This window comes from Rhodococcoides fascians A25f (assembly GCF_000760935.2).
GTDB lineage: Bacteria > Actinomycetota > Actinomycetes > Mycobacteriales > Mycobacteriaceae > Rhodococcoides.
In genome coordinates this window covers 2,035,001-2,061,094 of the sequence record NZ_CP049744.1, presented here as the reverse complement: position 1 = coordinate 2,061,094, position 26,094 = coordinate 2,035,001, and the positions used below count along the sequence as shown (strand labels likewise).

The following is a 26,094-nucleotide window of genomic DNA, read 5'->3' as shown; positions in this document are numbered from 1 at the left end:
GCCGATCAACCCAGACGGGCCAGTGGAGCCAGCCGGTCGAGTGACGACCAGGCCAGGGAGCATCGTCGTGCGGTCATCTCGTCGGCGTCGAGGACGAGCATGTCGAACAACTGGCGCGGTGCCGCCCGCCACGAGTCCGCAATGTGCGACACGGTGGCTTTCTCGAACAGCCCGGAGTGCGCCAAGGCCTGGACCCACTCGTCGATTTCACCTCGATGGATCCGCTCGATGGTGTCGTATTCGACTCCGCCACCGAGGAATTCGTACGAGAACATCGCCGCCACGTAGTTCCAGGAGTCACTTCCGGGATCGATCATGGTGCAGCCTCCTTGTCGACTCGCGTCACATGGGGCGCGAGGTTCGCTGCGCTGGACGCTAGCGTGGCGAACTACAAGATTGCGTGTCGACGACGCATCGATCTGGTAACGCCTGAGGCTGGTGTTACTGATGTGACTGCGAATTCTTGATCCCATCCCCCATCCGCGCATTATTTCCGCCCGTGACAGACTCAAGTGGCGACGGTCACATTTTCGACGTGAGGAGAACCGGATGTCGGTGACGACGGATGCAGATGCCCGACTGACCGAACTCGAATCCCTGCTTCCTGCCGGTGCCGTGGTCACCGACCCGGACATCACCGAGGGATACCGACGCGATTGGGCCAAGGACCCCGACGCAGGTACCCCGCTGGCCGTTGTGCGCGCTCAGTCGACCGAGGACGTTCGTGCCGTCATGCGCTGGGCCACCGAACACAACGTGGCGGTCGTTCCGCGCGGTGCCGGTTCCGGATTGTCCGGCGGTGCCACCGCTGTCGACGGCGGAATCGTGCTCACCACGGAGTTGATGCGCGAGATCACCGTCGATCCGGTGACCCGTATCGCCGTCGTACAACCCGGGCTGCTCAACGCCGAAGTCAAGAAGGCAGTCGCCGAACACGGCCTGTGGTACCCACCGGATCCGTCGTCGTTCGAGATGTGTTCCATCGGCGGCAATGCGGCCACCAACGCCGGCGGGCTGTGCTGCGTCAAGTACGGCGTCACCACCGACTACGTTCTCGGACTCGAGGTCGTCCTGGCCGACGGAACTGCCGTCCGACTCGGCGGACCACGCTTGAAAGATGTTGCCGGACTGTCACTTGCGAAGCTCTTCGTCGGATCCGAGGGCACCCTGGGCATCATCACCGAGATCACCCTGCGACTGATCCCGGCACAACCTCCGGCCAGCACCGTGGTTGCCTCGTTCGCGTCGGTGCACGATGCGACGACTGCGATTCTGGCCATCACCCGTACCTTGCGGCCGTCGATGCTCGAATTCATGGACCGCGCGTCCATCGGTGCCGTCGAGGACGCCATGAACATGGGACTCGACCGCGAGGCAGCTGCGATGCTCATCGCTCGGTCCGACTCACCAGGTGCCGATCGGGGGCGCGAAATCGAAATCATGGCGGCCGCGTGCACCGAGGCCGGTGCCTCGGATGTCTTCACCACCGACGACCCCGACGAGGGTGAGGCCTTCGCTGCCGCACGGCGATTCGCCATTCCCGCGGTCGAACGACTCGGCAGCCTGCTGCTCGAGGATGTCGGTGTTCCGCTGCCTGCCCTCCCGGCCCTCGTCGATGGAATAGCCGAACTGTCCGCGAAGTACGACGTACTGGTCGCCGTCATCGCGCACGCCGGAGACGGCAATACCCATCCGCTGATCGTCTTCGACCCCGAGGACGCCGACATGACCCGCCGAGCCAACGTCGCCTTCGGAGCGATCATGGATCTCGCAATTTCGTTGGGCGGCACCATCACCGGAGAACACGGCGTCGGTCGTCTCAAGAAGGCCTGGCTGCCCGATCAAGTCGGAGAAGACGTCATGGAACTGACCCGCCGCATCAAGACTGCTCTCGACCCGGCGGGCATCCTCAACCCGGGTGCTGTGCTCTGAGCAGAGCGGCTGGCGCCGCACGTGCACGGAACCTCGTAGTCTGGGTCGAGTTTCCGCGCACGACCTGGGTTCAAACGGTGAACCCGTCCGCCACGGTCAGTACCTCGTCGAGGATTTCCAGTCCCTGACGAATTTCGTCCTCGGACGTCGTCAGCGGCGGCGCGATCTGGAGTCGATTTCCGGCGACGAAGGGCCACAGACCCCGTGACTTCGCCGCGGCGGTCACTGTGCCCATTGCCGCCGCATCCTTGCCCGACGCGGCGAAGGGCACCAGCGGCTCTCGGGTCGTGCCGTCCTTGACCAGCTCGACGGCCCAGAAGAATCCCTTTCCGCGCACCTCGCCCACGCTCGGATGAGATTCGGCCAGCTTGGACAGCCCCGCACCGAGTACGTCCTCGCCGACGTGACGCACGTGCGGGAGGATCTTGTCGCGCTCGAACACTCCGATCGATGCCACGCCCGCGGCGCACCCGAGCACGTGGCCGGAGTAGGTCAATCCGCCCGGATAGGCTTTGTGGTCGAACTGCGAGGCGATCTTCTCCGAGATCACGACCCCGCCGAGGGGCACGTATCCGGAGTTGACGCCCTTGGCGAACGTGATCAGATCCGGTGTCACATCCCAGGCCTGGCATGCGAACCATTCGCCGATTCGCCCGAAGCCGACCATCACTTCGTCGGCGATGTAGACGATCCCGTACTTGTCGCACAACGCCCGAACGCCGGCCAGATATCCGGGCGGCGGGATCAGCACACCGTTGGTGCCGACGACCGATTCCAGGATCAGTCCGGCGATGTTCTGCGCACCTTCGAGCACGATGACCTGTTCGAGGTGTGCGAGTGCTGCGGCCGTCTCCTCTTCGGGAGTCGTTGTGCCCCAGGGCGATCGGTACGGATACGGCCCGAAGAATCGTACGACGTCGACATTGGTCGGCTCGGTGCCCCATCGCCGCGGCTCACCGGTGAGACCGATCGCGACCCCGGTTCCTCCGTGATACGACCGATACGCGGCAAGCATCTTCGTACGCCCGGTGTGCTGTCGCGCCAGCCGCACCGCATGCTCGACGGCCTCTGCGCCTCCGGTCGTGAAGAACACCCGGTTCAGATCACCCGGGGCGCGTTCGGCGATCAGCGCGGCGAGTTCACTGCGTTTGTTGTTGGCTACGGTCGGAGAAATAGTGGTCAGCACCTGGGCTTGTTCGACGATGGCGGCCACCACGTCGGGGTGCTGATGCCCGAGATTGACGTTGACCAATTGGGAAGAAAAGTCCAGATATCGCTTGCCCTTGTCGTCCCAGAACCACGACCCCTCGGCACCCTCGACGGTGATCGGGTTCAGTTCGGCCTGCGCCGACCAGGAGTAGAACACGTGATCCATCTACTTGCCGCCTTCCTCCAGTGTGACCTCCATCGGAGCGTACGACTCTCCGGTGACGTCCACACCGTCGGCCTTCAACAAATCCAATGCCTTGCCGACGTACTCGTTGGTATAGGCCCCGGCATCGGGATCAGCGGTGAGCACCGTCGAGCCCTCGGCGTTCTTCGTGGTCTTCGCGATATCCACGGTTTGCTGCCAGGCGGCCTCGTCGATCATCCCGATGCCGTCACCCGACGGCCAGATCAGTTTGTTGACTTCGTTGACCTGCCAGAGCTGATGGCTCGCGCCGAGTGTGGACCCCGCAGCGACGGTGATGTCGCGGCACTTCTCGACGTTGTCTCGGCAGAAGATCCAGCCCTTCAGCGAGGCCGCCAAGAATTTGACGGTCTGATCCTGGTAGGCCTCGTCGGAGAGCTTGTCGGTATTGGCCCAGATCGCGTCCTGCAACATGGCGACCCCGTCGTCGTTCCAGTTCAGAGACGTGAAATCGTCTGCGGTGTACAGCGCTCCGGTTGCAGGGTTCACGGTCTCGAGCAGCTGGGCGTACTCGTTGTACGACATCGCTTGGGCGGCAGCAATATCGCCGGAAAGTAGACCGTTCATGTCGAACTGCTGCTGCACCAACGTCACGTCGGATGGACTCACCCCGGCCTGGGTCATGCCTGCGAACAACTCGAATTCGTTGCCGTAGCCCCAGTTTCCGACGGTCTTGCCGCGAAGGTCGGCGGGTGAGGCGATGTTCTGATCCTTGAACGAGACCTGCAACGTGCCGGATTTCTGGTAGATCTGAGCGACGTCGGTGATGCCCGCCCCGGCCTCGCGGGAAGCGAGCGCTTTCGGGACCCAGGCAACGGCATAGTCGGCCTGTCCCTGCGCCAGCACGGTCTGCGGAACGATATCCGTTCCGCCGTCCAATATTTCGACGTTCAGTCCCTGCTCGGCGTAGAAGCCCTGATCGACGGCCGCCAGATAGCCCGCGAACTGGCCCTGTTTGAACCACTGCAATTGCAGCTTGATCGTGGTGTTCCCGTCGCCACCGGCATCGGTTTCGGTCGTGGTGGTGGTGCTGCAGGCCGAGGCGACTACCGCCAGTGCCATGACGACGGCCAGCAGGCGTCGGGGGGTTCGAGTGATCTTCACGTTCGACTTCTCCTAGGTACGACGGCGGGACACGAGCTTCTCGAGCAAGAGAACGACCAGAAAGAAGAGCAACCCGACTGCGATGGCACCCACGACGTAGGCCCATGCCCGGGGGTAAGCGGTGTTCGACGCGGCGGAGGTGATCCGCGACCCCAAACCGTTCTGCAGTCCACCGAAGTACTCGCAGATGATGGCAGCAATGACAGCATTCGGAGCCGCAACCCGCAACCCGGTGAAGATGTGTGGCACCGCGGACGGGAGGCGAACGATGCGTGTGAACTGCCAGCCGCCGACCGCATACGACGTCATCAGGTCCTGATGCACCGGTGATACCTGACGGAGTCCTTTTGCCGCACTGACGAATACCGGGAAGAACACGACGATGGTCACGACGAGGCGGCGGGGTAGATCGGTGGTCGAGGAGAACATCGAGTTGAACACCGGAGCGAGGGCGACGATGGGGACCGCTGCGGCACCCGCCGCCAGCGGAGTGAGAAGCTCGTCGACGATGCGAAGGCGAACGGCCACCATCGCTGCGGCAAGACCGAGGACCGATCCTGCGATCAATCCCACCAACGCATTGGTTCCGGTTGCCACACTCGCCGATCCGATGTTGCCGACGTTACGAGCGAATTGTTCGGCAATCGCACTCGGTGAGGGAAGGAGGAACGACGGTACCCCGGCAACGACGGTCAGCAGCTGCCACAACCCGAGCAGGACAACGCCGAACACCACCGGCGGCAGCCAGACTTTCATCGGAGATCCGCACCGCGAATTATGCGCCCGTGCAGCGCATCCCGAACCGAGGTGATGGCAGCGAAGAAACCCGTCGATTCACGTGGATCACCGTCGGAGTCGAAGGTGTCGATCGTGAGCGTGTCCACGATCCGCCCCGGCCTGGGCGACATCACGACCACTCGATCGGACAGATACACCGCTTCGGAAATGGAGTGGGTCACGAACACCACCGCAGCGCTGGACTCCTCGGCTATGCGCAACAGATCGTTCTGCATCTTCTCGCGCGTCATCTCGTCGAGAGCGCCGAACGGTTCGTCCATCAGTAACAGTCCCGGTGTTCGGGCCAATGCACGAGCGATCGCCACGCGTTGCTGCATGCCGCCCGACAACTGGCTGGGAAAGCTGTCGGCAAAATCGGTGAGTCCCACGAGTTCGAGCAGTTCGCGTACCCGTTCCGCGCGTTCTCGTTTGGACACCTTGTGCAGCTCGAGCGGCAATGCAACGTTCGACTGCACAGTTCGCCAGTCGAGCAGCCCTGCCTGCTGAAATGCGATGCCGTACTTCTGTTCGACACGAGCTTGCCGCGCCGTCAGACCGAACACCGACACCGCACCGGAGGTGGGTTGCTCGAGATCTGCGATGACGCGAAGCAGCGTCGACTTGCCGCAGCCGGAAGGGCCGATCAGGGAGACGAATTCGCCGGGAGCGATCGACAGCGACACATTGTCGAGCGCTGTCACTCCCCCATCGAACGTCTTGCCGACGCTCTCGACGTGAACGGCATGCACGGTCATGAATCCGCCCTTCGCGCAGGAGTACGGCCCGCATATCGACCCAGAGCGATATCGAGCAGGGCCACCAATCCGGAGACCACGAGTCCGAGCACCGCCGCACCCAGAACAGCTGCGTACAGACGAGAGGCGTCACCTGTCGCCTGTTGCGAGAACACGATGATCTGCCTGCCGATCCCGCCGGTGGTTCCGGTCGAGATCTCGGCAACGACAGCACCGATCACAGCGGCAGCGGCAGCCAGCCGCAGAGACGGGATCAGGTGCGGCACCGAGGCCGGGAGCCGTAGCCGCAGAAGCGTGGTCCACCATCCGGCCGCGTAACTGTGCATCAGATCCAGGGATGCCCGGTCGGGTGCACGTAGGCCGCGCAGCATCCCCACCGCCACCGGGAAGAACGCGAGATACGACGCGATGACGGTGATGCTCGTCCACGGCTGCCAGGCGTACCCGCCGATGGCGATCTTCCCGCCCCAACCGGCGACGAGCGGTGCCAGCGCAATCAGCGGCACCGTCTGGGAGACGATCACGTAGGGCAAGACGGACCGCTCCACCCACACGAATCGTTGCATGGCCACAGCCAGCACCAGTCCGACCACCGCCCCCAGAACGAATCCGAGCACCGCAAGACCGAAAGTGAACAGTCCGCTGGAGACGATCGCTGCGCCGACACTGCGTGCCCCGGCGACGTTCACCTCCGGCTCGGTCAGCGCCGCCAGCACCGACCACACATGCGGCAGAGCGCCGTCGTCGGTGCGCGGCAACACCCGCACACCGCCGACACTCACGCCGTTTTCGGGGACGAGCACTTTCACCAGCTCCCACAGCACCAGAAGCAACACGACTGCTGCCACCGCCATGACCGGACGACGAAGCCCTCGCGCCGAGCGGACGGGAGTAGGAGCTACCACCGCCGCCTGATCGAGAACACCGGTCACGACGTAGCCGTCACGGACGTGCGGATCTGCGGAATGATGCTCTCTCCGTACGCTTCCAGCGTCGCAGCCTTGGCATCGTGCTGGAGGTAGACCGAGAACTGGTCGACGCCGAGTGCCTCCAGCTCCTTCAGCTTGGCGATGTGATCGGCCGGGGTGCCGAGCAGGCAGAACCTGTCGATCACCTCATTCGGAACGAATTCTGCGTGCGAGTTTCCTGCTCGACCGTGCTCGTTGTAGTCGTACCCGGTACGCGCTGCGATGTAGTCGGTGAGCGCCTGTGGAACCCCGCCGCCATCGCCGCCGTAACGCGAGACGATATCGGCGACATGGTTACCGACCATCCCACCGAACCACCGACATTGGTCGCGGGCATGTTCGAGGCCGGCCTCGGTACCGTCGGTGACGTAGGCGGGCGCTGCCACGCAGATCGAGATCGAATCCGGATCGCGGCCCGCCTGCTCGGCCGCGGCACGCACTCGACCGATCGTCCAGGCAGCAATATCCGGATCGGCCAACTGCAGGATGAAGCCGTCCGCTACCTGCCCGGTGAGCTCGAGGGCTTTGGGTCCGTACGCCGCCACCCACACCTCCAGCCTCGAGTGCTCTGCCCACGGGAACTGCACTGTCGTCTCACCGACCCGGGCACTGCGCCCGTTCGCAAGACTGCCGATCACCTCGATCGACTCGCGAAGCGCAGCAAGCGTTGTCGGCTTACCGCCGAGAGCGCGAACCGCGGAATCGCCACGGCCGATACCGCACACCGTGCGATTGCCGAACATGTCGTTGAGCGTCGCGAACGTCGATGCCGTCACCGTCCAATCGCGCGTAGCCGGATTGGTGACCATCGGGCCCACTGTCACGCGCCTCGTCGCGGCCAGAATCTGGCTGTAGATGACGTACGGCTCCTGCCACAGCAAGTGCGAATCGAAAGTCCATACGTGCGAAAACCCATGTGTCTCGGCCTGCCTGGCCAGATCGATCACACGGGACGCCGGCGGATTGCACTGCAGCACTACCCCGATGTCCATGGCTCAGATCAGATTCTGTGACAGATCGCGGCGGACGAAGCGGCCGTGTCCCGCAGTGCCGGAATAGGATCCGCCATCGACGATGATTCGCCCGCGAGAGATCACAGTGTCCACGTGGCCGTCGATCTCGAAACCCTCGTACGCGGAGTAGTCCATGTTCATGTGATGGGTCTTCTCGACTCCGATGCTGGTGTGCCCGTTCGGATCGTAGATCACGATGTCGGCATCGGCTCCGGGGCTGATGACGCCCTTCTTCGGGTACATCCCGAACATCCGGGCCGGGGTGGTGCAACAGACGTCCACCCACTTCTCCAGGGTGATCTTCCCGCTCTTCACACCCTGGAACATCAAATCGATCCGATGCTCCACCGACCCGATTCCGTTGGGAATCTTGGAGAAATCGCCGATACCCATCTCCTTCTGGTCCTTCATACAGAACGGGCAGTGGTCGGTACTGACGGTCGCCACGTCACCGGTGCGCAGGTAGCGCCACAGTTCGTCCTGATGCCCCTCGGCCCGCGACCGCAGAGGCGTCGAGCAGACCCACTTGGCCCCCTCGAAACCCGGCGCACCGAGTTGTTCTTCCAACGACAGATAGAGATACTGCGGACACGTCTCGGCAAACACGTTCTGCCCGTTGCCCCGAGCCTGCGCAATCTGCTCGAGAGCCTGCTTGGCCGAGACGTGCACGACGTACAGCGGCGCGCCGGTGACGTCGGCCAGCATGATGGCTCGGTGCGTCGCCTCTTCCTCCAGCTGCCACGGCCGCGACGTGCCGTGGAAGTACGGAGCCGTGTCTCCGCGGGCGATCGACTGCGCCACGAGGACGTCGATGGCAATGCCGTTCTCCGCGTGCATCATCAGCAGTGCACCCGTTTCGGCCGCAGACTGCATGGCGCGCAATATCTTGCCGTCGTCGGAGTAGAACACGCCCGGGTACGCCATGAAGAGCTTGAAGCTGGTTACACCCTCGGAGACCAACTCGCTCATCGCTTTCAGGGAATCGTCGGTGACGTCGCCGATGATCTGATGAAACCCGTAGTCGACGGCGCACTTTCCCGCCGCTTTCTCGTGCCACTGCGCCAGAGTGTCCTGTACGCGCTGGCCGGGAGTCTGGATCGCGAAGTCCACGATGGTGGTCGTACCACCCCAGGCCGCTGCGCGCGTTCCGGTTTCGAAGGTGTCGGATGCGAACGTGCCCCCGAACGGCATCTCCATGTGGGTGTGCCCGTCGACCCCGCCCGGAATCACGTACTTGCCGGTGGCATCGACCACGACGTCTGCCGAGGTCTTCAGGTCCGCGGCCAGTGACACCGAGCCCGGAGCCAGCACCGCGACGATGGTCTCACCGTCGATGAGCACATCCAATTCCTGTGCGCCGGTGGTGGATACCACGATTCCACCGTGCACGAAGGTGGTGGCCATCAGGGTTGCACCAGTGGACCGTAGGCGTCGGGTCTGCGGTCACGATAGAAGGCCCATCGGTCGCGGACCACCTTGATCAAGTCCATGTCCAGGTCTCGAACGATGATCTCGGACTCGGAATCCGACGCTACCTCGCCGACGAATTTGCCCTCGGGGTCCACGAAGTAGCTGGTCCCGTAGAAATCGTCGTCACCGTATTCGGATTCGATTCCGACGCGGTTGATCGCGCCCACGTAGTACTCGTTCGCTACGGCAGATGCGGGTTGCTCGAGCTTCCACAGGTAGTTCGACAGGCCGCGCGAGGTAGCCGAGGGATTGAAGACGATCTCGGCACCGGCAAGGCCCAACGCCCGCCAACCTTCGGGAAAGTGCCTGTCGTAACAGATGTACACACCGATTCGGCCTACCGCGGTGTCGAACACCGGCCACCCCAGGTTTCCGGGTCGGAAGTAGAACTTCTCCCAGAATCCGTTGACATGGGGAATGTGGTGCTTTCGATACTTGCCGAGATAGGTGCCGTCGGCGTCCACCACGGCGGCGGTGTTGTAGAGAAGGCCGGGCTGCTCCTGCTCGTACACCGGCAGAATCATCACGATGCCGAGTTCTTTGGCCAATGCGGCGAAGCGGTCGACGGTGGGCCCGGGTACCGATTCGGCGTATTCGTAGAATTTTGCATCCTGCAATTGGCAGAAGTACGGACCGTAGAAAAGTTCTTGGAAACAGACGACTTTCGCGCCTTGCTCGGCGGCGGACCGAGCAAACCCCTCGTGTGCCGCGATCATCGATTCTTTGTCACCGGTCCACTTGCTTTGGACCAGTGCAGCTCGAACTGTGGACATCATTGGCACTCCATCTCTCGCTGGCTTGCACCCTCAAGATATTTTGCGCCGTGTTACGGGATCGTTCGTGCGGTTTCGTACGTATTAATCGTCGGCGGTGCGCAGAGGTGGGATGCTGGTCAGTTGGACTTCGGCAGCAGCGCTCGAACAGCGTCGATGGTGTCGGCGGTCGCCAGGTTCTTGTCGGGTCGGTACCGCACCACTCGCGCGAATCGCAGAGCAACGCCGCCCGGGTAGCGCGAGCTGACCTGCGCGCCGTCGAGCTCGATCTCGACGATCAGTTCGGGGCGCAGGTACACGGTGTGCTCGTCGCGCTCTCGCTCATGTTCGGGGAATTCGTCGGTCTGCCATTGCAACAGAACGTCGGTCAGGCCCTTGAACGTCTTGCCGACCATGATCGGGTCACCGCCGTCGGGATCGCGAGCTCCGAGGTGCAGATTCGACAGGTAACCCGTGCGGCGGCCGTACCCCCACTCGGCTCCGAGGACGACAAGGTCGAGGGTGTGCTCGGGTTTGACCTTCTGCCAGCTCTTTCCGCGGCGGCCTGCGGCATACGGTGCACCGAGAGCTTTGAGCATGACCCCCTCGTGCCCGGCGTCGAGTGCAGCGTCGAAGTGGGCCGCTGCTTCGTCCGCATCGGGCCGAACGGCACTGGGAATTCGGTGCCCCGGTGCTACCCGGTCCAGTGCGGCCAGGCGCTGCTCCAGCGGGGCATCGAGCAGGTCCACACCGTCGAGGTGCAGGCAGTCGAAGAAGTAAGGCTGCAGCAGGAGCTCGTGTGCGCTCTCGGCACCGAACCGACTCATCGTTTCCTGGAAAGGCCTGGGGCGCCCGCTGTCGTCGAGCGCGAGGGTCTCCCCGTCCAGGACCACGGAATCGCACGGCAGCGCGAGAACGAGTTCCACCAACTCGGGCACGCTCGCAGTGATGTCGCGCAGAGTTCGCGTGTAGATGCTCACGTCGGTTCCGGAACGGTGCACTTGAATACGAGCGCCGTCGAGCTTGTATTCGACGGTGACGTCTCCGTTCAGTTGCTCCCACGCCGCGCGAAGAGATTCTGCGGGCGAGGCCAGCATCGGGCGGACCGGGCGTCCCACCTCGAGCCGGAACGCGTCCAGCGCCTCGACGCCACCGGTGATCGCGGCAACCGCGGTGGCGGACAGGCGTCCCGAGAGCATGAATGCGCGACGCACCGGAGCCTGCGGAAGGCTCGTGGCGGCAGCGACAGCGTCGACCATGATCCCCTCGAGCGCCCCCTGCCGAAGTTCACCGGTGACGAGCCTGATCAGGAACTGACGCTCCTCGGCGGTGCAGCGCGAGAACAGGTCCGTCAACAGCGACACTCGCCGCGCAGCCGATCCCGCACCCGACGTCGATGCGACCGCGGAGATCGCATCGTCGACGTCGGTGACCGTCAACGTCGAGGCCTCGGCGGAGGTGACGTCGAGATCGGCCAGAGTGCGCCAGCCGACTCCTATTCGCCCCTGCCGCAACTCCCCCGACAACCACGACACAGCGGGTTCGATGTCACCGGCCTCCGCCTCGGCGAGCAGTGCGCTCAGCTGCTCGATCTTGACCTTGCGCGAGCGCGTCGCGGCCACGGCACGGGAGGCTTCGACAATCCTGGACATCAACACTCACCGAACATAACTGCAGCCACCGACAGGCTGCTGACATCCAATTGTTACCGGTGAGACTCCTGCGGCTGGTGTTCTTGCTGTTACGTTCGATTCATGCCTGTGGAGCGACCAAAGGCAGGGCGACGTGTCAGCTGAATCCCAGCACACGGTCGCCCCAGGCAGCGCGCATGTCGCCGTCGGGGTCCTCGACAAGGGCGTCGGACGTGTCGATCACCAATGTCCATCGCGTTTTCTCGGTGTACGGAGCCCAATGCTTGGACGCGTCCAGCGCAGCGGGTACGCCGTACCGCGCGAAAGCGAGCCACCGTCTCTGCATACGCGCCGCCACCGCCATCGCCGGTTTACGGCCGCCGAGCCAGAACGTGGGGTCTCGGTTCAGCGTCCCGAAGTTGCCGAATACGTACGGCAGTTCGGTCGCGTGTCCGGCACCCACGCGAGCGGCCTTGAGCATCGGCGTCGCGTGATCGAATCGGTACATCCACGTCGGCGAGTGCCTGCTGTGCGCGTCGGCGATCCACATGCTCGGCATGACGAATCCCGCATCACGCGACATAGCTTGTGCGCCGGCCGGTTTGTCCCTGTCCGGGTACGCCGCCATGATCTCGGCGACGCGATAAGCCGGCAGATCGGCGTGATCGTGTGCAATGGCCCGGAACATCTCCGAGACGGTGTCGGAGGTGATCGGCATCAGCGGGGACTTCATGAACCGAAAGATCGACGGCTCGTCGTGGTTGGTGCCGATGATCAGTGGGATCTTGTGCGAGAGGCCCTTCTGGAACGCCGCCACCGGGTAACGCGGAACGATATCCCCATCCACGACCGGCGAAAGACCCAGTGTTCCAGGAACTCTCGTGGGAATTTCGTAGCAGAGCGTGTCCCCCGCAGTGACCAACCTGCTGAAATGCATTTCGAACAATTCGCCGATGTCTTCCCGGGCGACACCCACCAGTTCCAGGAATCTCGACGCCACTGCGGCGCCTCGATCGGGGCCGTACACCGACGTCGCAGGAGCACTCTGCACGATCGCTTGCTGAAACAGGCCCTCGGCCTTCGGAGACGTCATCAACGTGGTGACCGATGCACCCCCGGAGGATTCACCGAACAGAGTGACTCGATCGGGATCGCCGCCGAACGCGGCGATGCATTCGCGCACCCATTCGAGTGCTGCGATCTGGTCTCGCAGTCCGAGATTGGTCTCGAAGGTGTGCTCGTCGGTGGAGAACGACGAGAGGTCGAGGAACCCGAAGGCACCGAGGCGGAAGTTGACGGTCACCACCACCACGTCACCGTTCTCGCTCAGATTCCGCCCGTCGTACACCCGCTGAGCGGACGATCCGAGCGAGTACGCGCCGCCGTGGATCCACACGAGTACCGGACGTTGCTCTCCATCGGGCCGGGGTGCCCACACGTTGAGCGTGAGGCAGTCCTCGGAGATCGACAGCGACGGATCGATCGGCACCGGACTGTCGCGACCCTGTGGTGCCATCGCGCCGAACTCGAGACCGTCGAGCACTCCGGTCCACGGCTGCAGCGGCCGCGGCGATCGGAACCTGAGCTTCCCCACGGGCGGTGTCGCGTAGGGAATACCCCTCCACGCCACGATCGGCGATGCGTCGACGGCGACCGGATAGCCGAGGACGTCGCCGTACGGCGTGCTCACACACACGGTGGAGTCGGACGCGGTGGAGTCGGATGCGTTGCCCATCGAGCCTCCTGTTCGGTCGCTGCCCAACGTACCAACATCATCCCTGGGCTCGGCGACGCTATGTTCGGCGACGACGCCCCCGAGCGAAGGAATCGACGATGAGAAGAATCGGATGTGCCGCAGCGGCAGTCGTGGCGGTCGGCCTACTGGCCGCCTGTGGTTCCGGTGGAGGCGACGGGCCGATGGCGACGATCGTCACCGACCGCCCCACCCCGATCACCGCGCTTCCGAGCACGCCCCGCAGTACGCCGTCATCCACACCTGCTGCCACGACGCCGCCGACGTCCACCACGGCAACGCCGACGAGTTCGGCAGCGGCTCAGGCCAATTCGACGGACTACGCCGGCAAAGCACCTGGCTGGTACTACTTTTCGAGCCCCAGCGGAAAATTCGAGTGCGGTATTGCTGTGCTGAACACCTCGATCGCCGGTTGTCACGGTTCGCTACCCGACTCGGCACCGAAGGTTCCCGGCAGTGGCGCTTCGGGGACTGCTGTGAAACCCAACGCAGTGCAACTGATTGCCGGATCACCGGCGAAGTTCGAGAGTCTGGGCGATCCCAAGTTCCATCGTTTCGACGGCCCCGCGGCGGCGCTGCCGTACGGCGAGGTGCTCACCATCCCTGGAAGCGGCTCGACCAACGGCCTGCAGTGCAGCATCGACGAGCAGGCCGGGGTGACCTGTACCGATCAGGTCGGTCACGGATTCACCGTCTCGGCCGAGGATTTCGACCTTCGCTGACGGTCTCGTTCGCTCGGCAAATTACCAGGCGTAATGTCCGGGGACGGTACGACAATCCCTGCCGTACGGTCTCCCCAGCGGCCGACGCCCGTGCGCGCGGCCGGAAGGTGCGTCACTCATGAATCAGACCTCGGACCGCCACACAGCGAAGGTCATCGGCGTCAGCGTCGCCGCTGCTGTGGGCGGATTCCTGTTCGGTTTCGACAGCTCGGTCATCAACGGAGCCGTCGACTCGATCGAAGATCACTTCCTCCTCGGCTCGTTCACCACCGGATTCGTGGTCGCGATCGCCCTGATCGGATGCGCAGTGGGTGCCTGGTTCGCCGGCAGCCTCGCAGACCGTTGGGGACGCAAGAAGGTGATGCTGCTGGGCTCGGCCCTGTTCGTGATTTCCTCGATCGGTTCCGGATTGGCGTTCAGCGTCCCCGATCTCATGCTCTGGCGAGTACTGGGCGGGCTGGGCATCGGCATCGCCTCGGTGATCGCGCCTGCGTACATTGCCGAGATCGCTCCGGCCAAGTGGCGGGGAGCCCTTGCTTCGCTACAGCAATTGGCCATCACCATCGGCATTTTCGCCGCCCTGCTGTCCGACGCGCTTCTCGCGGGGGCTGCCGACGGGGCGTCCAACGACCTGTGGTTCGGCGCCGAAGCATGGCGCTGGATGTTTCTCGTCGGCGTCGTTCCCGCACTGGTGTACGGGCTGCTGGCAACACTGATCCCGGAGTCCCCGCGCTACCTGGTGGGTCAGCATCTCGACGACGAAGCAGCGCGAGTGCTCGCCGAGATCACCGGAGAACTGCACCCCGACGAGCGCGTTCACGAGATCAGGCTCACGCTGCGCAAGGAGTCGCGTTCGTCGTTCGCCGATATCCGCGGGCCGAAGTTCGGCCTGCAACCGATCGTCTGGGTCGGCATCACGATGGCCGTGCTGCAGCAGCTCGTGGGCATCAACGCGATCTTCTACTACTCGACGACGCTGTGGCGCTCGGTCGGCTTCAGTGAGGATCAGTCGTTCACCACGTCGGTCATCACCGCAGTGATCAACGTGGTCATGACGTTCGTGGCGATCCTGTTCGTGGACCGCATCGGCCGGCGCAAGCTGTTGTTGGCGGGTTCGCTCGGCATGTTCGTCGGGCTGGTCATGGCATCCGTGGCCTTCTCGCAGTCGATCGGCAGCGGCGACGACGTCACGCTGCCCGCTCCGTGGGGTGCCATCGCGCTGATCGGCGCCAACCTCTTCGTCATCTTCTTCGCGTCGACCTGGGGTCCGATCATGTGGGTCATGCTCGGCGAGATGTTCCCCAACCGCATGCGCGCCATGGCCCTCGGAATCGGCACCGCAGCCAATTGGATCGCCAATTTCGCTGTGACGCTTGCCTTCCCGCCACTGACGTCGTCGGTGGGCCTGTGGGTCATCTACGCCGGCTTCGCAGTGTTCGCCGCCTTGTCGTTCTTCTTCGTCAAGGCCAAGATCACGGAGACCAAGGGCATGGAACTCGAAGACATGCTGGGGTGAGCCGAGGACCGCAGATACAGGGGCGGCGGCATCGGCACCGGGTGACCGGTGTTACTGTCGCTTCGTTCTGACACGGGGTGTGTCCGCCGATGCGGATGCTGAGATCAAACCCGCCGAACCTGATGCAGGTAATACTGACGAAGGGATGTCAAGGCGATGACGCCTGTTGTATCTGCGGACCCGGTCCGCTTCACCGATCTCCTCTGGGATGCCTCCGCGGACATTCGACGCGAGATCGACAATCTGGAATTCCTACGGCTGCTCGGTGCCGGGACGCTTCCGCTCGACGCGTTCCGTCGGTACCTCGAGCAGGATTCGCTCTATCTGAGCGGGTACGTGAAGTCGTTGTCCTTGCTGGCAGCACACGCACCGAACCCGCTCGCCGGGGCATTCTGGGCGAGCGCCGCCGCGAGCGCCATGGACGAGGCGTCGTCGCACGAGGCTATGCTGACCGGGGGTTCTCTCCCCTCGTCGACGGCTACGCCGGAGCCATCACCCGAGTGCCTGGGCTACACCTCGTATCTGATCGCGACCGCAGCAACCGAGCCGTATCCCGTGGCAGCTGCTGCGGTGCTGCCGTGCTTCTGGATCTACGCCGATGTCGGCCGCTCTCTCGCCGCGGCAGCGAAGGCGGTTCTCGATCGCGATCCCGATCACCCCTATGCGCGATGGGTGGCTGCCTACGACGCGCCTGAATTCCATGCCATCGTCGACGCTGCGAAGACGTTCGTGGACGACGCCGCTGCGGCCGCGACGCCAGATCAACGCGAGCAGATGATCGACGCCTTCGTCGTCGCGTCGAGATACGAATTGATGTTCTGGGACAGCGCTTTACATCCCACTCCGTGGCCTTCGGCCGAGAGTGCGGTGTACGCATGAGAACCACTCGAATCCTCGCCACGCTTGCAGCGGCGGTCGTGGCGACCACCGGACTGGCGGGATGCTCGGAATCGACCGACTCCGACACCATCCGGTTCGCCCTCGACTGGACCCCGAACACCAATCACACCGGCCTCTACGTGGCCCTGCAGGAAGGCTACTTCGCCGACGCCGGGTTGAACGTGGAAGTTCTGCCCTACAACAACACTGCAGCGGACACCCTCGTCGATGCCGGAAACGCCGAGTTCGGCATCAGCACACAGAGCTCGGGGGTGTTCGCCACGTCGGCGGGCGCCCAGACCGTATCCGTTCTCGCACCGCTGCAGCATTGGGCAACCGGCATCGGAGTTCGCGCAGATCGAGACGACATCCCGAGCCCGAAGGCACTCGATGGCAAGGTCTACGCCGGCTTCGGCGAATCCGGCGAGCAAGCCGGACTTCAGCAGGTCATCAAGAACGACGGTGGCACAGGCGAATACGAGACCGTAGTACTGGGAACCTCGGCATACGAGGCGGTGTATTCCGGTACCGCGGACTTCACCGTCTCCTACTTCGCGTGGGAGGGGATCGAAGCCGAACACAGCGGAACCCCGATGAAGTACTTCGACTACACCGACTACGGATTTCCCGACGCCTATGCCCTCACCATCAGTGGCAACGAACCCTGGCTCGCTGCCCACCCGGACGAGGCGAAGAAATTCGTCCAGGCCCTGCAACGCGGGTACCAACTCGCTGCCGACGATCCAGACAGAGCTGCCCAGGACCTGATCGACGCCAACCCCGGAACCTTCACGGACGAGTCGCTCGTTTTCGAGAGCCAGGAAATGCTCGCGGCGAAGTACATGAAGGATCCCTCCGGCGAGGTCGGAAGACAGAGCCTCGACAAGTGGACGGCGTACTCGAAGTTCCTGTACGAGAGCGGCGTACTGGCCGATCAGAACGGCGCCCCGCTGACGACGGAGCCGGACTGGTCGACCTACTTCACCAATGACTATCTCGGCGATCGATAAGCCGGTCACCGCTGAGCGAGACACGTTCTCGTTCAGCGGGATCCGAGCCTCTGTTCGCTGGGCATGGCCCGCGGTCACGGTCGTCGCCGCCCTGATAGCCGCATGGCAGGTCTACGTCCAGGTCAGCGGTATCCGCCCGCAGGTGCTGCCATCGCCCGGTCGCGTCGTCGTGCAGGGTTGGGCGCAGCGTGATGCGATCATCGAGAACGCGTCCGCGACCGTGCAGGTGACGCTCGTCGGTTTCGCGGTCTCCTTGGCTTTCGCCTGGATACTGGCTGTTGCGGTGGATTTCTCGCCCTGGCTCCGGCGCGCGTTCGTTCCACTCTTCGTCGTGTCGCAGACACTGCCGATCATTGCGATCGCACCGTTGCTGATCATCTGGTTCGGCTTCGGTTTGCTCCCCAAGGTTTTGGTGATCGCTCTGGCCACGTTCTTCCCGATGGCCATCGGGCTCATCGAGGGCTTCGCGGCAGCCGATCGCGATGCTCGATCTCTTCTGGTGAGCATGGGTGCCTCACGCTGGCAACAGTTTCGGTACGTACGGCTACCGTCGGCTCTCCCCCGGTTCTTCACCTCGTTGCGCATCGGCATCACGTACGCCGTCGTCGGGGCGATCTTCGCCGAATACGCCGGAGCCAGTGCAGGGCTCGGCATCTACATGAGCCAACAGAAGAACTCGTTCCGAACCGATCTGGTCCTGGCCGCAGTGGCCGTCACAGCCGTGATCAGTGTGGTCCTCTTCGTCTCCACGTTCGTGGTGGAACGATTGGTTGCTCCGTGGGCTCGCCACGGATCGGCGGGACTACATGTCTGACCCGATCACCACCGACAACTGCATCGACGTTCGCGGACTGACCAAATCGTTCGGCGACAAGCTTGTGCTCGACGGCGTTTCGTTCGGAGCGCAGCCGGGCGAGTTCATCTCGATCATCGGACCGAGTGGATCCGGCAAGAGCACGGTGTTCAACATGCTGGCAGAGCTGGACCGACCCGATTCCGGCACGGTGAACGTGCCGCCGTGTGCCTACATGCCGCAAAAGGATCTGTTGTTTCCCTGGCGATCCGTGCTGGACAACACGACTCTCGGACTCGAAGTGCAGGGCGTCGCAAAGAAGGAAGCGCGGGCGCGGGCGCGGGAGCTGTTCCCGGTGTTCGGCCTCGACGGCTACGAGTCGGCCAGGCCGTCCGAGCTCTCGGGCGGCATGCGCCAGCGAGCGGCGCTACTGCGCACGGTGGTGCAGGGTCGGTCGGTGCTGCTGCTCGACGAACCGTTCGGAGCGCTGGACTCGTTGACCCGAAGTGACATGCAGTCCTGGTTGCAGCAGGTCTGGTCGGAGTTTCGATGGACGGTGCTGATGATCACGCACGACATCCGTGAGGCGGTCTACCTCTCCGATCGGGTCGTGGTTCTCTCCCCCAGGCCGGCCCATGTACGACGGCAGGTCGAGGTGCCCCTGCCCCGCCCACGCGGACTGGAGATCGTGACGACACCTCAGTTCGCTGCGGTGGAGAAGCAGCTGATGGATGTTCTGCTGAGCGCACCCTGACCTGCCCGGCGCGCGTTCGGTCGACGCAGGGCTCAGTCGACGCAGGGAATGCCGCCGTCACTGTGGACGCCCTCGTCTGGTGCCGCGGGCAGATCCTCGGTCGTATCCGGTGGGGCGATCGCGAGTGGCGGTGGTCCCGTCGTCGGGGCCGGTGCCTCGGTGATCGACGGTGTGGGCACCGGCGGGTTGCCGATCAACCGCGCGGCCTCGGCCCTGATGGAGTCGACGTCGACGAGATTGACGTCCTGACCGTTGATCGTCTCGTAGCCCATGATCGGCAGCGTGTAGAAATCGATGTCGCCCTGCATGACCGCACCGGCTTGCCCGGCGAGCGTCATCGGATCCAACGACGCGTCGATGACGATGTCGTTCTTGGTTCCCGCCACCAGCGCTCGTAGTTCGCCGATGTTCGCGAGAACACCGGAGGAGCTGAGCTTGGCCATCACCCCGGCAACAAAAGCCTGCTGCCGTTTGGTCCGATCGAGGTCGCCGTTGTCGAGGCCATGACGTTGCCGTACGAAGGACAGTGCCTGCGAGGCGCTCAGTTCTTGAGCGCCGGCTGGAAAGTTCGCCCCCGAATAGTTGTCGTCGACGGGATTGTTCAAGCACACCTGGATGGGGCCGACGGCCGTCGCCACGTCGTAGAAGCCCAGTAGGTTCACTTCGGCGAAATGGTCGATCGGTACGTCGAGCAGGTTGCGAACCGCAGTCAACGTCGATCGCCGACCTGCCTCTCTCGCTCGCCGTTCACGCTCGGCCGGATCGGTGACGCCCTCGTCGAGCAACTTCGTATCGGCGTCGGCCTTGGCAAGGCCGTACGCCTCCTTGATCTTTCGCTTGCCGTACCCGGGGACGTCGACGTAGTCGTCACGAGGTATCGACAACGCGGTCGCACGTCCGCCATCGGCCGGAAGATGGACCAGCAACAGCGTATTGGTGTTGTAGCCGCCGACATCGCTGTCTCCCGCGTGCAGTTCATCGGTGACGAACTCGGCGGGCAGGTCGTTTCCGTCCATGTCCTTGCGACTGTCGAGGCCGATCAACAGGATGTTGGTGTCCTGGCCGTTGCCGCTCGGATCGTTGTTCGCGATACCGTCGAGAGCGTCGGAAGTGGTCAGTCCGGTGGTCGCCTCGCGGTAGACCGCGAACCCGATGCCACTCACCGCAACCGAGGCGACCGCAGCAGTGGCAACGACGACCCGTCCGATCCGAAGCGCGAGCGCACGATGACGCGACGCTGTGTGGATACGATGCCGACCCGATCCGCGGTTGCCGCGGGTGGTGTCGTTGACTGGGCCGTTCGGTAGCACCTCGCCAGGCTACTCGGGTCCTACCTGGGCAACGCCCCGCCCAATTGCAGAGCGAGTCCCTCGACGGCGACGAACGCAGCCTCGAGACTGGCCTGCGCCTGCGGAATCCGGGGTGCCAGCGCCGGCACTCGTGTGGCAAGCGTCAGATCGATCGGGACGAAGTGGACGTCCATCCCGAGCGCGACCCCGAGAACCTGCCGCAACTGGGCCGTGGTGTGGTCAGCCGACGCGCCGTCGGTACCGGGGGTGTAGTCGTTACCGCGGCTGGTCACCACAACAGCAGGTTTGCCGACGAGGGGAGCCGTATCGCCGTCGAACGGGACGGTGATGCCGGGAACGTGTACGTAGTCGATCCACGCCTTCAAGGTCGACGGGATCGACCAGTTGTACATCGGTGCGCCGATGAGCACCACGTCCGCCGAGATCAGTTCTTCGATCAGCTCGATCTGCAGCGCCTCGGCGGATGCCTCCACATGTTCGTCGGCTGCGCGCAAGTGTGGTGCCCAGTGCAGCGCCGAAGTGGGCAGGTGCGGCAGCGGATTCAGATGCAGGTCTCGATGGATCACGGAGTGGTCGGTGCCGATCGAATGCCAGCCGTCCGAGAAGCGGGACGTCACCTGACGGCTGACCGAACGAACCGGGTCGGCGGACGAATCGAGATGCAACAACTGCGGCACTGAAACACTCCTTGTGAGTCGGGTGCCTCGACCCTATGCGTACTGTCCGCTCCTATCCTGGTCGAATGGACTTCCGATTCGTCATGCCTGCTCTCGCCTCGCGCTCGGCCACACAACTTGCGGCCGTCGTACACAAGCGAACGGGTACGGACGTTGACGTCAGAATCGGAGATTCGGCGGTGCCACTCGACGACGCGGCACGCGGTGCAGTCCTCGAACTCCTCACCCAGCTGGCCACCGGCCGAGCAGTGGCAATCGGAACGGTGGACGAGTTACTCACGACCTCGCAGGCCGCGGCAGTACTCGGGGTCTCCGATACCTATGTCAGACGGTTGGCCGATGCGGGCGATCTATCTATCGAGATGCGCGGAACCCATCGACGATTCAGGCTCGAAGATCTTCTGCGGCAGCGCGATCGGTTCAGGTGACATCGCCCTGGGCCATCAGCCGGCCTCACGCTCGTTGTGCTCGGACTGGACGGTCATCAGATCGCGAAACGCCTGTCCGGCGGCCATCCACAGTTGTTCGGAGTCGATGTAGTCGACTCCACGGATCTCGACGTCACCCAGGTACGCTCCGACGTCCACCGACAACATTCCGATGACGGACGACACGTCGGCGTCGAGGTACGCGGATTGAGTGTTCTGCAGCTCGCGAAACTGGGCCGAGAAGAACTCGGCTGGGATTCTTCGATCGACGAACTGCGCGATGAGGAACAGGAAACGGGACGCGTGGGCTGTGCCTGACCGGTAGGAATGCTCCATGGTGAATACCTCTCCCCACGGTCGACAGCACCCCTCGCACTGTCGACCGTTGAGCTCGCTGATACTCCGATTTCGATGTACGAACGAACTCTCGAACATCGATTCGACCCAGTGGCTAAAACAGGGAGCTCGTCCTACCAGCGCTAGATTAATCCGACCCTTGGCCCGTTTAAGGCCGATGGAACAATTTGGTGAGGAATCACAACGAAGCCCGTCCGGCCTGCCGTTCTCTACTGAAACGATCCCAGCGGAGCGCGATCCGGAGTGTCCAACTGCCAGAACTGCCAGCCGTCGCGCTCTTCGACATCTCCGCTGATATGGGTGGCGACGGCACTGGCCGCGACCGACGGGTTGTCGAATCGTCGACCCTCCATCGGCCCGGCAGTGATCTCCAGTCGCTGGGTCTCGGGGTCGTAGCGGCCGCTCAGTCGATAGCCCTCGCAATCGGCGACGACTCGCACACGGTTGTCGACGACTTCTTCCTCCACGGCGGCTTTCGCCGATTTGCGGGGTGTCTTCACCCGTGGGGTACGAACCCACGTCTGCTCGGGACCGACATCGAGCGTGGTGTCCAACGTGGAACTCAGCCCCAACAGGTCCCACCGCTCACTGCCATGCGCCACCCGGTCCACCGCGATCGCGTGATGCCCGGTTCTGGTACGAAGAGGCGAATCCTGAACCCACAGATCGACTTCTCCGCGAATATCGGTCGCCATCTCTTCCGAGGACACCATGTAGAAGCGCGGCTCTTCGTTCGCAAGGTCGACGAACACCCAATACGACGATCCGGTGTCGTCGCTCTCGAGCGACTCGTCTTGCCTGCGAGCCTTCCAGTCCCCGGTCACCTTCGATCGCACTCGAACGATGCACGAGGACTTCCCGTCCATGGACCAGACCTGCACGGGGTTACGGCGAGACGTGGTCAGCCGCTCCGCACGTCCACCGCGCTGAGCGACGGTTCGAATGAATGCCTTGATTCCCCGGTCGGATGTGTCTTCCACGGATTGCCACCTTCAGCCTCGAGAGCGCCCCGTACTTATGAAGAGCGGTGTTGCGACGGGTGGCGCTTGCACGACTCGGTTTCCCTCACCCTACTGCTTCTACCCACGCTCGAGTAACCGCCGAACACCCCGTCGGACGAGTGCCGGTTACGGTGGACAGAGCGAATTCGGCCAGGAGGTACCACCATGCAGGTGACGATCACCCACGACACTGCCGACAACCGGTTCGAGATCCACGTCGACTCTCAGCTGGCCGGCTACTCGGAGTACCTCGAATCCGACGGCGTCAGAACGTTCCATCACACCGTCACGCTCCCTCGATTTCGCGGCCGAGGACTCGCAGCCACACTCACCGAGCACGCACTCGACGACACCAGCACGCAGGGACTCCGGGTGGTCCCTGCGTGCTGGTTCGTCCGCGACTTCATCGAGGCGGCGGGCGATCGATATTCCGATCTGGTCGAACATTGAGCCTCAGCTCATGGACGAGGACGTCCCGACGCGAAGGTGGGACTCGGAAGTCGAAACATCGCCGTCGTTGGATGACCCTTCGTCGACAACCCCAACATCTCGCGAGTTCCCTTCGCTAGCAGACGGTTCCGATGCCCTTTCCGCCGCGACACGACGCCGCTCGTAGTTCCGGACACCACGCTCCACGCGTTGTCGATGTTCGTTCAAGATTTGTTCGTAGTGGTACATCTGTTCTCCTACAACAAGTATGGATGCCGAACGCAGAGATGTTCTGCGCGGCGGAGAATTCGAAGGGTGTCACATCACCTTCGGACCGAAGCTCTACTCAGAGAGCGTAATTGGCAATAATCGCAAACCGAGTGCAGACGACTCGTCGGCTTGCGTACTTCGATTCTGCTGCCATTGTCCACCTCCACGGTCTCTACGATGTGCCTGTGTCATGATCATGCACGGCCTGAGCCACGAACTCCACCGAATTAATTCATCCGGTAGCGGGGACTGGGCAATTGTCCCGAATGTCATTGCACGATAGATGATTTCGAGTGGACATACAGGTCCGTGCGCACTCAGCCACACGTCGATGCTGCCGGCGTGCGATCTGAGCAGAGGAGCTTCGACGCTGCCGAAGGCACAACCGTCGGATCGAACGTGTGCGGGTGGTCGCAGCTGCATGTGCGCGCGCGTGTGTCAGATGCGTGGGGATCGGTCAGTGATCTGGATGCGATTGTGCGTGCGACTGGCGGCTGCGCGCACGTTCGTGCGGTGCGGAAGCCCTACGCCGTCAGCGGTGTGGACCGAGGCTGTGCGTGTCTCATATGTCCCCGGACTCGACAATGCCTGTCGTGCGTGCAGCGGTGCACGGAACACTCGGGAGGACCGGTCGATCTGCGCGGGGCTTACGGCAGATGCGTGCTCATTGGTCAGATTCGCGGGATTGGCGTTCATCGGTGTGGCGAACCTGCACGCGTCTGGCGAATGCGCTCGCGTTTGTCAGACGCATACGAATTCGTTGACGATTCCGCTCGCGCCTGACAAACGCGAACGCGTTTGCTGAACTCCTTCGCTGGGTTAGCCGGCGGCGTCTCGATCTGTTCGCTCCGATATGCAGTCTTCGGACACCGCACACAATCGTGAGACATGGATGTTCGACGCCCTGGGAATCGGATGGGAGATCGCACTCTAATGCGTTGTGGGGGTGATGGTTTCGAATGCAGACAACCCCCGACCGTGATGGTCGGGGGTTGTCTGGTTCAAGTTGTGTTCGGCGGTGTCCTACTCTCCCACACCCTGTCGAGTGCAGTACCATCGGCGCTGGAGGGCTTAGCTTCCGGGTTCGGAATGGGACCGGGCGTTTCCCCTCCGCTATGGCCGCCGTAACTCTGCGAAACAGTGTCACGAGCGGTCTCAGTCGGAGAACACGTCCCCCACGTGCTGTCGGGGTGGTGTTTCGTCGTGGACCTGTATTCGATTGTGCTTGCTGAACAACTCGTGTGTTGTTTCAGATATTGCACAGTGGACGCGTAGCTTCTTCGTGGTAAGTCCTCGGCCTATTAGTACCAGTCACCTGCATACATTGCTGTACTTCCAGTTCTGGCCTATCAACCCGGTGGTCTGCCGGGGGCCTTACCCCCTCGAGGGGGTGAGAAACCTCATCTTGGAACAGGCTTCCCGCTTAGATGCTTTCAGCGGTTATCCCTTCCGAACGTAGCCAACCAGCGGTGCTCCTGGTGGAACAACTGGCACACCAGAGGTTCGTCCGTCCCGGTCCTCTCGTACTAGGGACAGCCTTCCTCAAGTTTCTTACGCGCGCGGCGGATAGAGACCGAACTGTCTCACGACGTTCTAAACCCAGCTCGCGTGCCGCTTTAATGGGCGAACAGCCCAACCCTTGGGACCTACTCCAGCCCCAGGATGCGACGAGCCGACATCGAGGTGCCAAACCATCCCGTCGATATGGACTCTTGGGGAAGATCAGCCTGTTATCCCCGGGGTACCTTTTATCCGTTGAGCGACACCGCTTCCACTTGCCGGTGCCGGATCACTAGTCCCGACTTTCGTCCCTGCTCGACTTGTCAGTCTCACAGTCAAGCTCCCTTGTGCACTTGCACTCGACACCTGATTGCCAACCAGGCTGAGGGAACCTTTGGGCGCCTCCGTTACATTTTAGGAGGCAACCGCCCCAGTTAAACTACCCACCAGGCACTGTCCCTGAACCAGATCATGGTCCGAGGTTGAGGTATCCAATACGATCAGAGTGGTATTTCAACAACGACTCCACAGTAACTGGCGTCACCGCTTCACAGTCTCCCACCTATCCTACACAAACCGAACCGAACACCAATACCAAGCTGTAGTGAAGGTCCCGGGGTCTTTTCGTCCTGCCGCGCGTAACGAGCATCTTTACTCGTAATGCAATTTCGCCGAGTCTATGGTTGAGACAGCTGAGAAGTCGTTACGCCATTCGTGCAGGTCGGAACTTACCCGACAAGGAATTTCGCTACCTTAGGATGGTTATAGTTACCACCGCCGTTTACTGGGGCTTAAATTCTCAGCTTCGCCATTGCTGGCTAACCGGTCCTCTTAACCTTCCAGCACCGGGCAGGCGTCAGTCCGTATACATCGTCTTACGAC

At 63.0% G+C, this 26,094-nt stretch carries 24 protein-coding genes, 2 rRNA genes and 1 riboswitch (1 of these 27 running past the window's edge); of the genes, 9 read left to right on the top strand and 17 right to left on the bottom strand.

What is annotated here, in order from left to right:
* Positions 1-5 precede the first annotated feature (5 nt).
* Complete coding sequence (locus BH93_RS09830) at positions 6-317, bottom strand: hypothetical protein (RefSeq protein ID WP_032378924.1); 312 nt, start codon at positions 315-317, stop codon at positions 6-8.
* Between the two features lie 232 nt (positions 318-549).
* On the opposite strand from BH93_RS09830, the gene BH93_RS09825 reads away from it, so the two are divergent.
* Positions 550-1,932 carry an FAD-binding oxidoreductase gene (locus BH93_RS09825; protein ID WP_032378925.1) on the top strand — a complete coding sequence of 461 codons (1,383 nt, stop codon included), beginning with the start codon at positions 550-552 and terminating at the stop codon, positions 1,930-1,932.
* Positions 1,933-2,002: 70 nt separating this feature from the next.
* Here the strand turns inward: BH93_RS09825 and BH93_RS09820 are convergent, their stop codons facing one another.
* The 10 genes from BH93_RS09820 to BH93_RS09775 form a co-directional block, all read right to left on the bottom strand.
* A complete protein-coding gene (locus BH93_RS09820) occupies positions 2,003-3,307 on the bottom strand; it encodes an aspartate aminotransferase family protein (RefSeq protein WP_037177656.1) in 1,305 nt (434 codons plus the stop codon).
* Positions 3,308-4,447: an ABC transporter substrate-binding protein gene (locus BH93_RS09815; protein ID WP_037177654.1), complete on the bottom strand. Its 1,140-nt coding sequence runs from the start codon at positions 4,445-4,447 to the stop codon at positions 3,308-3,310.
* A gap of 12 nt (positions 4,448-4,459) precedes the next feature.
* Entirely contained in the window at positions 4,460-5,203 is a 744-nt protein-coding gene (locus BH93_RS09810) for an ABC transporter permease (RefSeq protein WP_037177651.1), read from the bottom strand.
* The gene (locus BH93_RS09805; protein WP_037177648.1) at positions 5,200-5,979 is read right to left on the bottom strand and encodes an ABC transporter ATP-binding protein; all 780 of its coding nucleotides are present in this window, start codon (positions 5,977-5,979) and stop codon (positions 5,200-5,202) included. The genes BH93_RS09810 and BH93_RS09805 overlap by 4 nt, the downstream gene beginning before the upstream one ends.
* Positions 5,976-6,911, bottom strand: coding sequence for an ABC transporter permease (locus BH93_RS09800; protein ID WP_037177645.1), 936 nt, complete (start codon positions 6,909-6,911; stop codon positions 5,976-5,978). Before BH93_RS09800 ends, BH93_RS09805 begins: the two co-directional genes overlap by 4 nt.
* The gene (locus BH93_RS09795) at positions 6,908-7,939 is read right to left on the bottom strand and encodes a TIGR03842 family LLM class F420-dependent oxidoreductase (protein ID WP_037177643.1); all 1,032 of its coding nucleotides are present in this window, start codon (positions 7,937-7,939) and stop codon (positions 6,908-6,910) included. The genes BH93_RS09800 and BH93_RS09795 overlap by 4 nt, the downstream gene beginning before the upstream one ends.
* A 3-nt stretch (positions 7,940-7,942) precedes the next feature.
* Positions 7,943-9,364, bottom strand: a complete 1,422-nt coding sequence (gene hydA / locus BH93_RS09790; RefSeq protein ID WP_037177640.1) for a dihydropyrimidinase — start codon at positions 9,362-9,364, stop codon at positions 7,943-7,945.
* Entirely contained in the window at positions 9,364-10,203 is an 840-nt protein-coding gene (locus BH93_RS09785) for a nitrilase-related carbon-nitrogen hydrolase (protein ID WP_197914655.1), read from the bottom strand. The genes hydA and BH93_RS09785 overlap by 1 nt, the downstream gene beginning before the upstream one ends.
* Before the next feature lie 119 nt (positions 10,204-10,322).
* The gene (locus tag BH93_RS09780) at positions 10,323-11,840 is read right to left on the bottom strand and encodes an ATP-dependent DNA ligase (RefSeq protein ID WP_037177638.1); all 1,518 of its coding nucleotides are present in this window, start codon (positions 11,838-11,840) and stop codon (positions 10,323-10,325) included.
* A 130-nt stretch (positions 11,841-11,970) separates the two neighbouring features.
* Positions 11,971-13,548, bottom strand: a complete 1,578-nt coding sequence (locus tag BH93_RS09775; protein WP_037177637.1) for a carboxylesterase/lipase family protein — start codon at positions 13,546-13,548, stop codon at positions 11,971-11,973.
* Positions 13,549-13,646: 98 nt separating this feature from the next.
* Between BH93_RS09775 and BH93_RS27920 the strand changes: the two genes are divergently transcribed.
* The 6 genes from BH93_RS27920 to BH93_RS09745 all read left to right on the top strand — a co-directional run bounded on the left by BH93_RS27920 (position 13,647) and on the right by BH93_RS09745 (position 19,240).
* Positions 13,647-14,288 carry a hypothetical protein gene (locus BH93_RS27920; RefSeq protein WP_242459175.1) on the top strand — a complete coding sequence of 214 codons (642 nt, stop codon included), beginning with the start codon at positions 13,647-13,649 and terminating at the stop codon, positions 14,286-14,288.
* A gap of 118 nt (positions 14,289-14,406) precedes the next feature.
* Positions 14,407-15,804, top strand: coding sequence for a sugar porter family MFS transporter (locus tag BH93_RS09765; protein ID WP_032378936.1), 1,398 nt, complete (start codon positions 14,407-14,409; stop codon positions 15,802-15,804).
* A gap of 63 nt (positions 15,805-15,867) precedes the next feature.
* A riboswitch (TPP riboswitch) is annotated at positions 15,868-15,967 on the top strand.
* Complete coding sequence (locus BH93_RS09760) at positions 15,961-16,683, top strand: TenA family protein (RefSeq protein ID WP_032378937.1); 723 nt, start codon at positions 15,961-15,963, stop codon at positions 16,681-16,683. It overlaps the preceding riboswitch by 7 nt.
* On the top strand, positions 16,680-17,693 hold the full coding sequence (locus BH93_RS09755) for an ABC transporter substrate-binding protein (RefSeq protein ID WP_037154609.1): 1,014 nt from the start codon (positions 16,680-16,682) through the stop codon (positions 17,691-17,693). Before BH93_RS09760 ends, BH93_RS09755 begins: the two co-directional genes overlap by 4 nt.
* Entirely contained in the window at positions 17,671-18,507 is an 837-nt protein-coding gene (locus BH93_RS09750) for an ABC transporter permease (protein WP_037177635.1), read from the top strand. Before BH93_RS09755 ends, BH93_RS09750 begins: the two co-directional genes overlap by 23 nt.
* A complete protein-coding gene (locus BH93_RS09745; RefSeq protein ID WP_032378940.1) occupies positions 18,500-19,240 on the top strand; it encodes an ABC transporter ATP-binding protein in 741 nt (246 codons plus the stop codon). The genes BH93_RS09750 and BH93_RS09745 overlap by 8 nt, the downstream gene beginning before the upstream one ends.
* Positions 19,241-19,272: 32 nt before the next feature.
* Here BH93_RS09745 and BH93_RS09740 read toward each other — a convergent pair whose 3' ends face one another.
* Both BH93_RS09740 and BH93_RS09735 read right to left on the bottom strand, forming a co-directional pair.
* Positions 19,273-20,550: an LCP family protein gene (locus BH93_RS09740; RefSeq protein WP_037177633.1), complete on the bottom strand. Its 1,278-nt coding sequence runs from the start codon at positions 20,548-20,550 to the stop codon at positions 19,273-19,275.
* A 20-nt stretch (positions 20,551-20,570) separates the two neighbouring features.
* Positions 20,571-21,227 (bottom strand): FMN-dependent NADH-azoreductase, encoded by a 657-nt coding sequence (locus BH93_RS09735; protein WP_052065895.1) that lies wholly within the window; start codon positions 21,225-21,227, stop codon positions 20,571-20,573.
* 65 nt (positions 21,228-21,292) lie between these two features.
* On the opposite strand from BH93_RS09735, the gene BH93_RS09730 reads away from it, so the two are divergent.
* The gene (locus BH93_RS09730; RefSeq protein WP_037177631.1) at positions 21,293-21,655 is read left to right on the top strand and encodes a helix-turn-helix domain-containing protein; all 363 of its coding nucleotides are present in this window, start codon (positions 21,293-21,295) and stop codon (positions 21,653-21,655) included.
* Positions 21,656-21,670: 15 nt separating this feature from the next.
* Here the strand turns inward: BH93_RS09730 and BH93_RS09725 are convergent, their stop codons facing one another.
* Positions 21,671-21,991 (bottom strand): hypothetical protein, encoded by a 321-nt coding sequence (locus BH93_RS09725; protein WP_037178015.1) that lies wholly within the window; start codon positions 21,989-21,991, stop codon positions 21,671-21,673.
* Between the two features lie 230 nt (positions 21,992-22,221).
* Complete coding sequence (locus tag BH93_RS09720) at positions 22,222-22,992, bottom strand: hypothetical protein (RefSeq protein WP_032378943.1); 771 nt, start codon at positions 22,990-22,992, stop codon at positions 22,222-22,224.
* 186 nt (positions 22,993-23,178) lie between these two features.
* On the opposite strand from BH93_RS09720, the gene BH93_RS09715 reads away from it, so the two are divergent.
* Positions 23,179-23,463 (top strand): GNAT family N-acetyltransferase, encoded by a 285-nt coding sequence (locus BH93_RS09715; RefSeq protein WP_037154620.1) that lies wholly within the window; start codon positions 23,179-23,181, stop codon positions 23,461-23,463.
* Between the two features lie 1,259 nt (positions 23,464-24,722).
* Here BH93_RS09715 and rrf read toward each other — a convergent pair.
* Together rrf and BH93_RS09705 are read right to left on the bottom strand one after the other, a co-directional pair.
* Positions 24,723-24,839 (bottom strand): 5S ribosomal RNA (gene rrf / locus BH93_RS09710).
* Positions 24,840-24,993: 154 nt separating this feature from the next.
* Positions 24,994-26,094, bottom strand: a 23S ribosomal RNA gene (locus BH93_RS09705) (it continues 2,053 nt past the right edge of the window).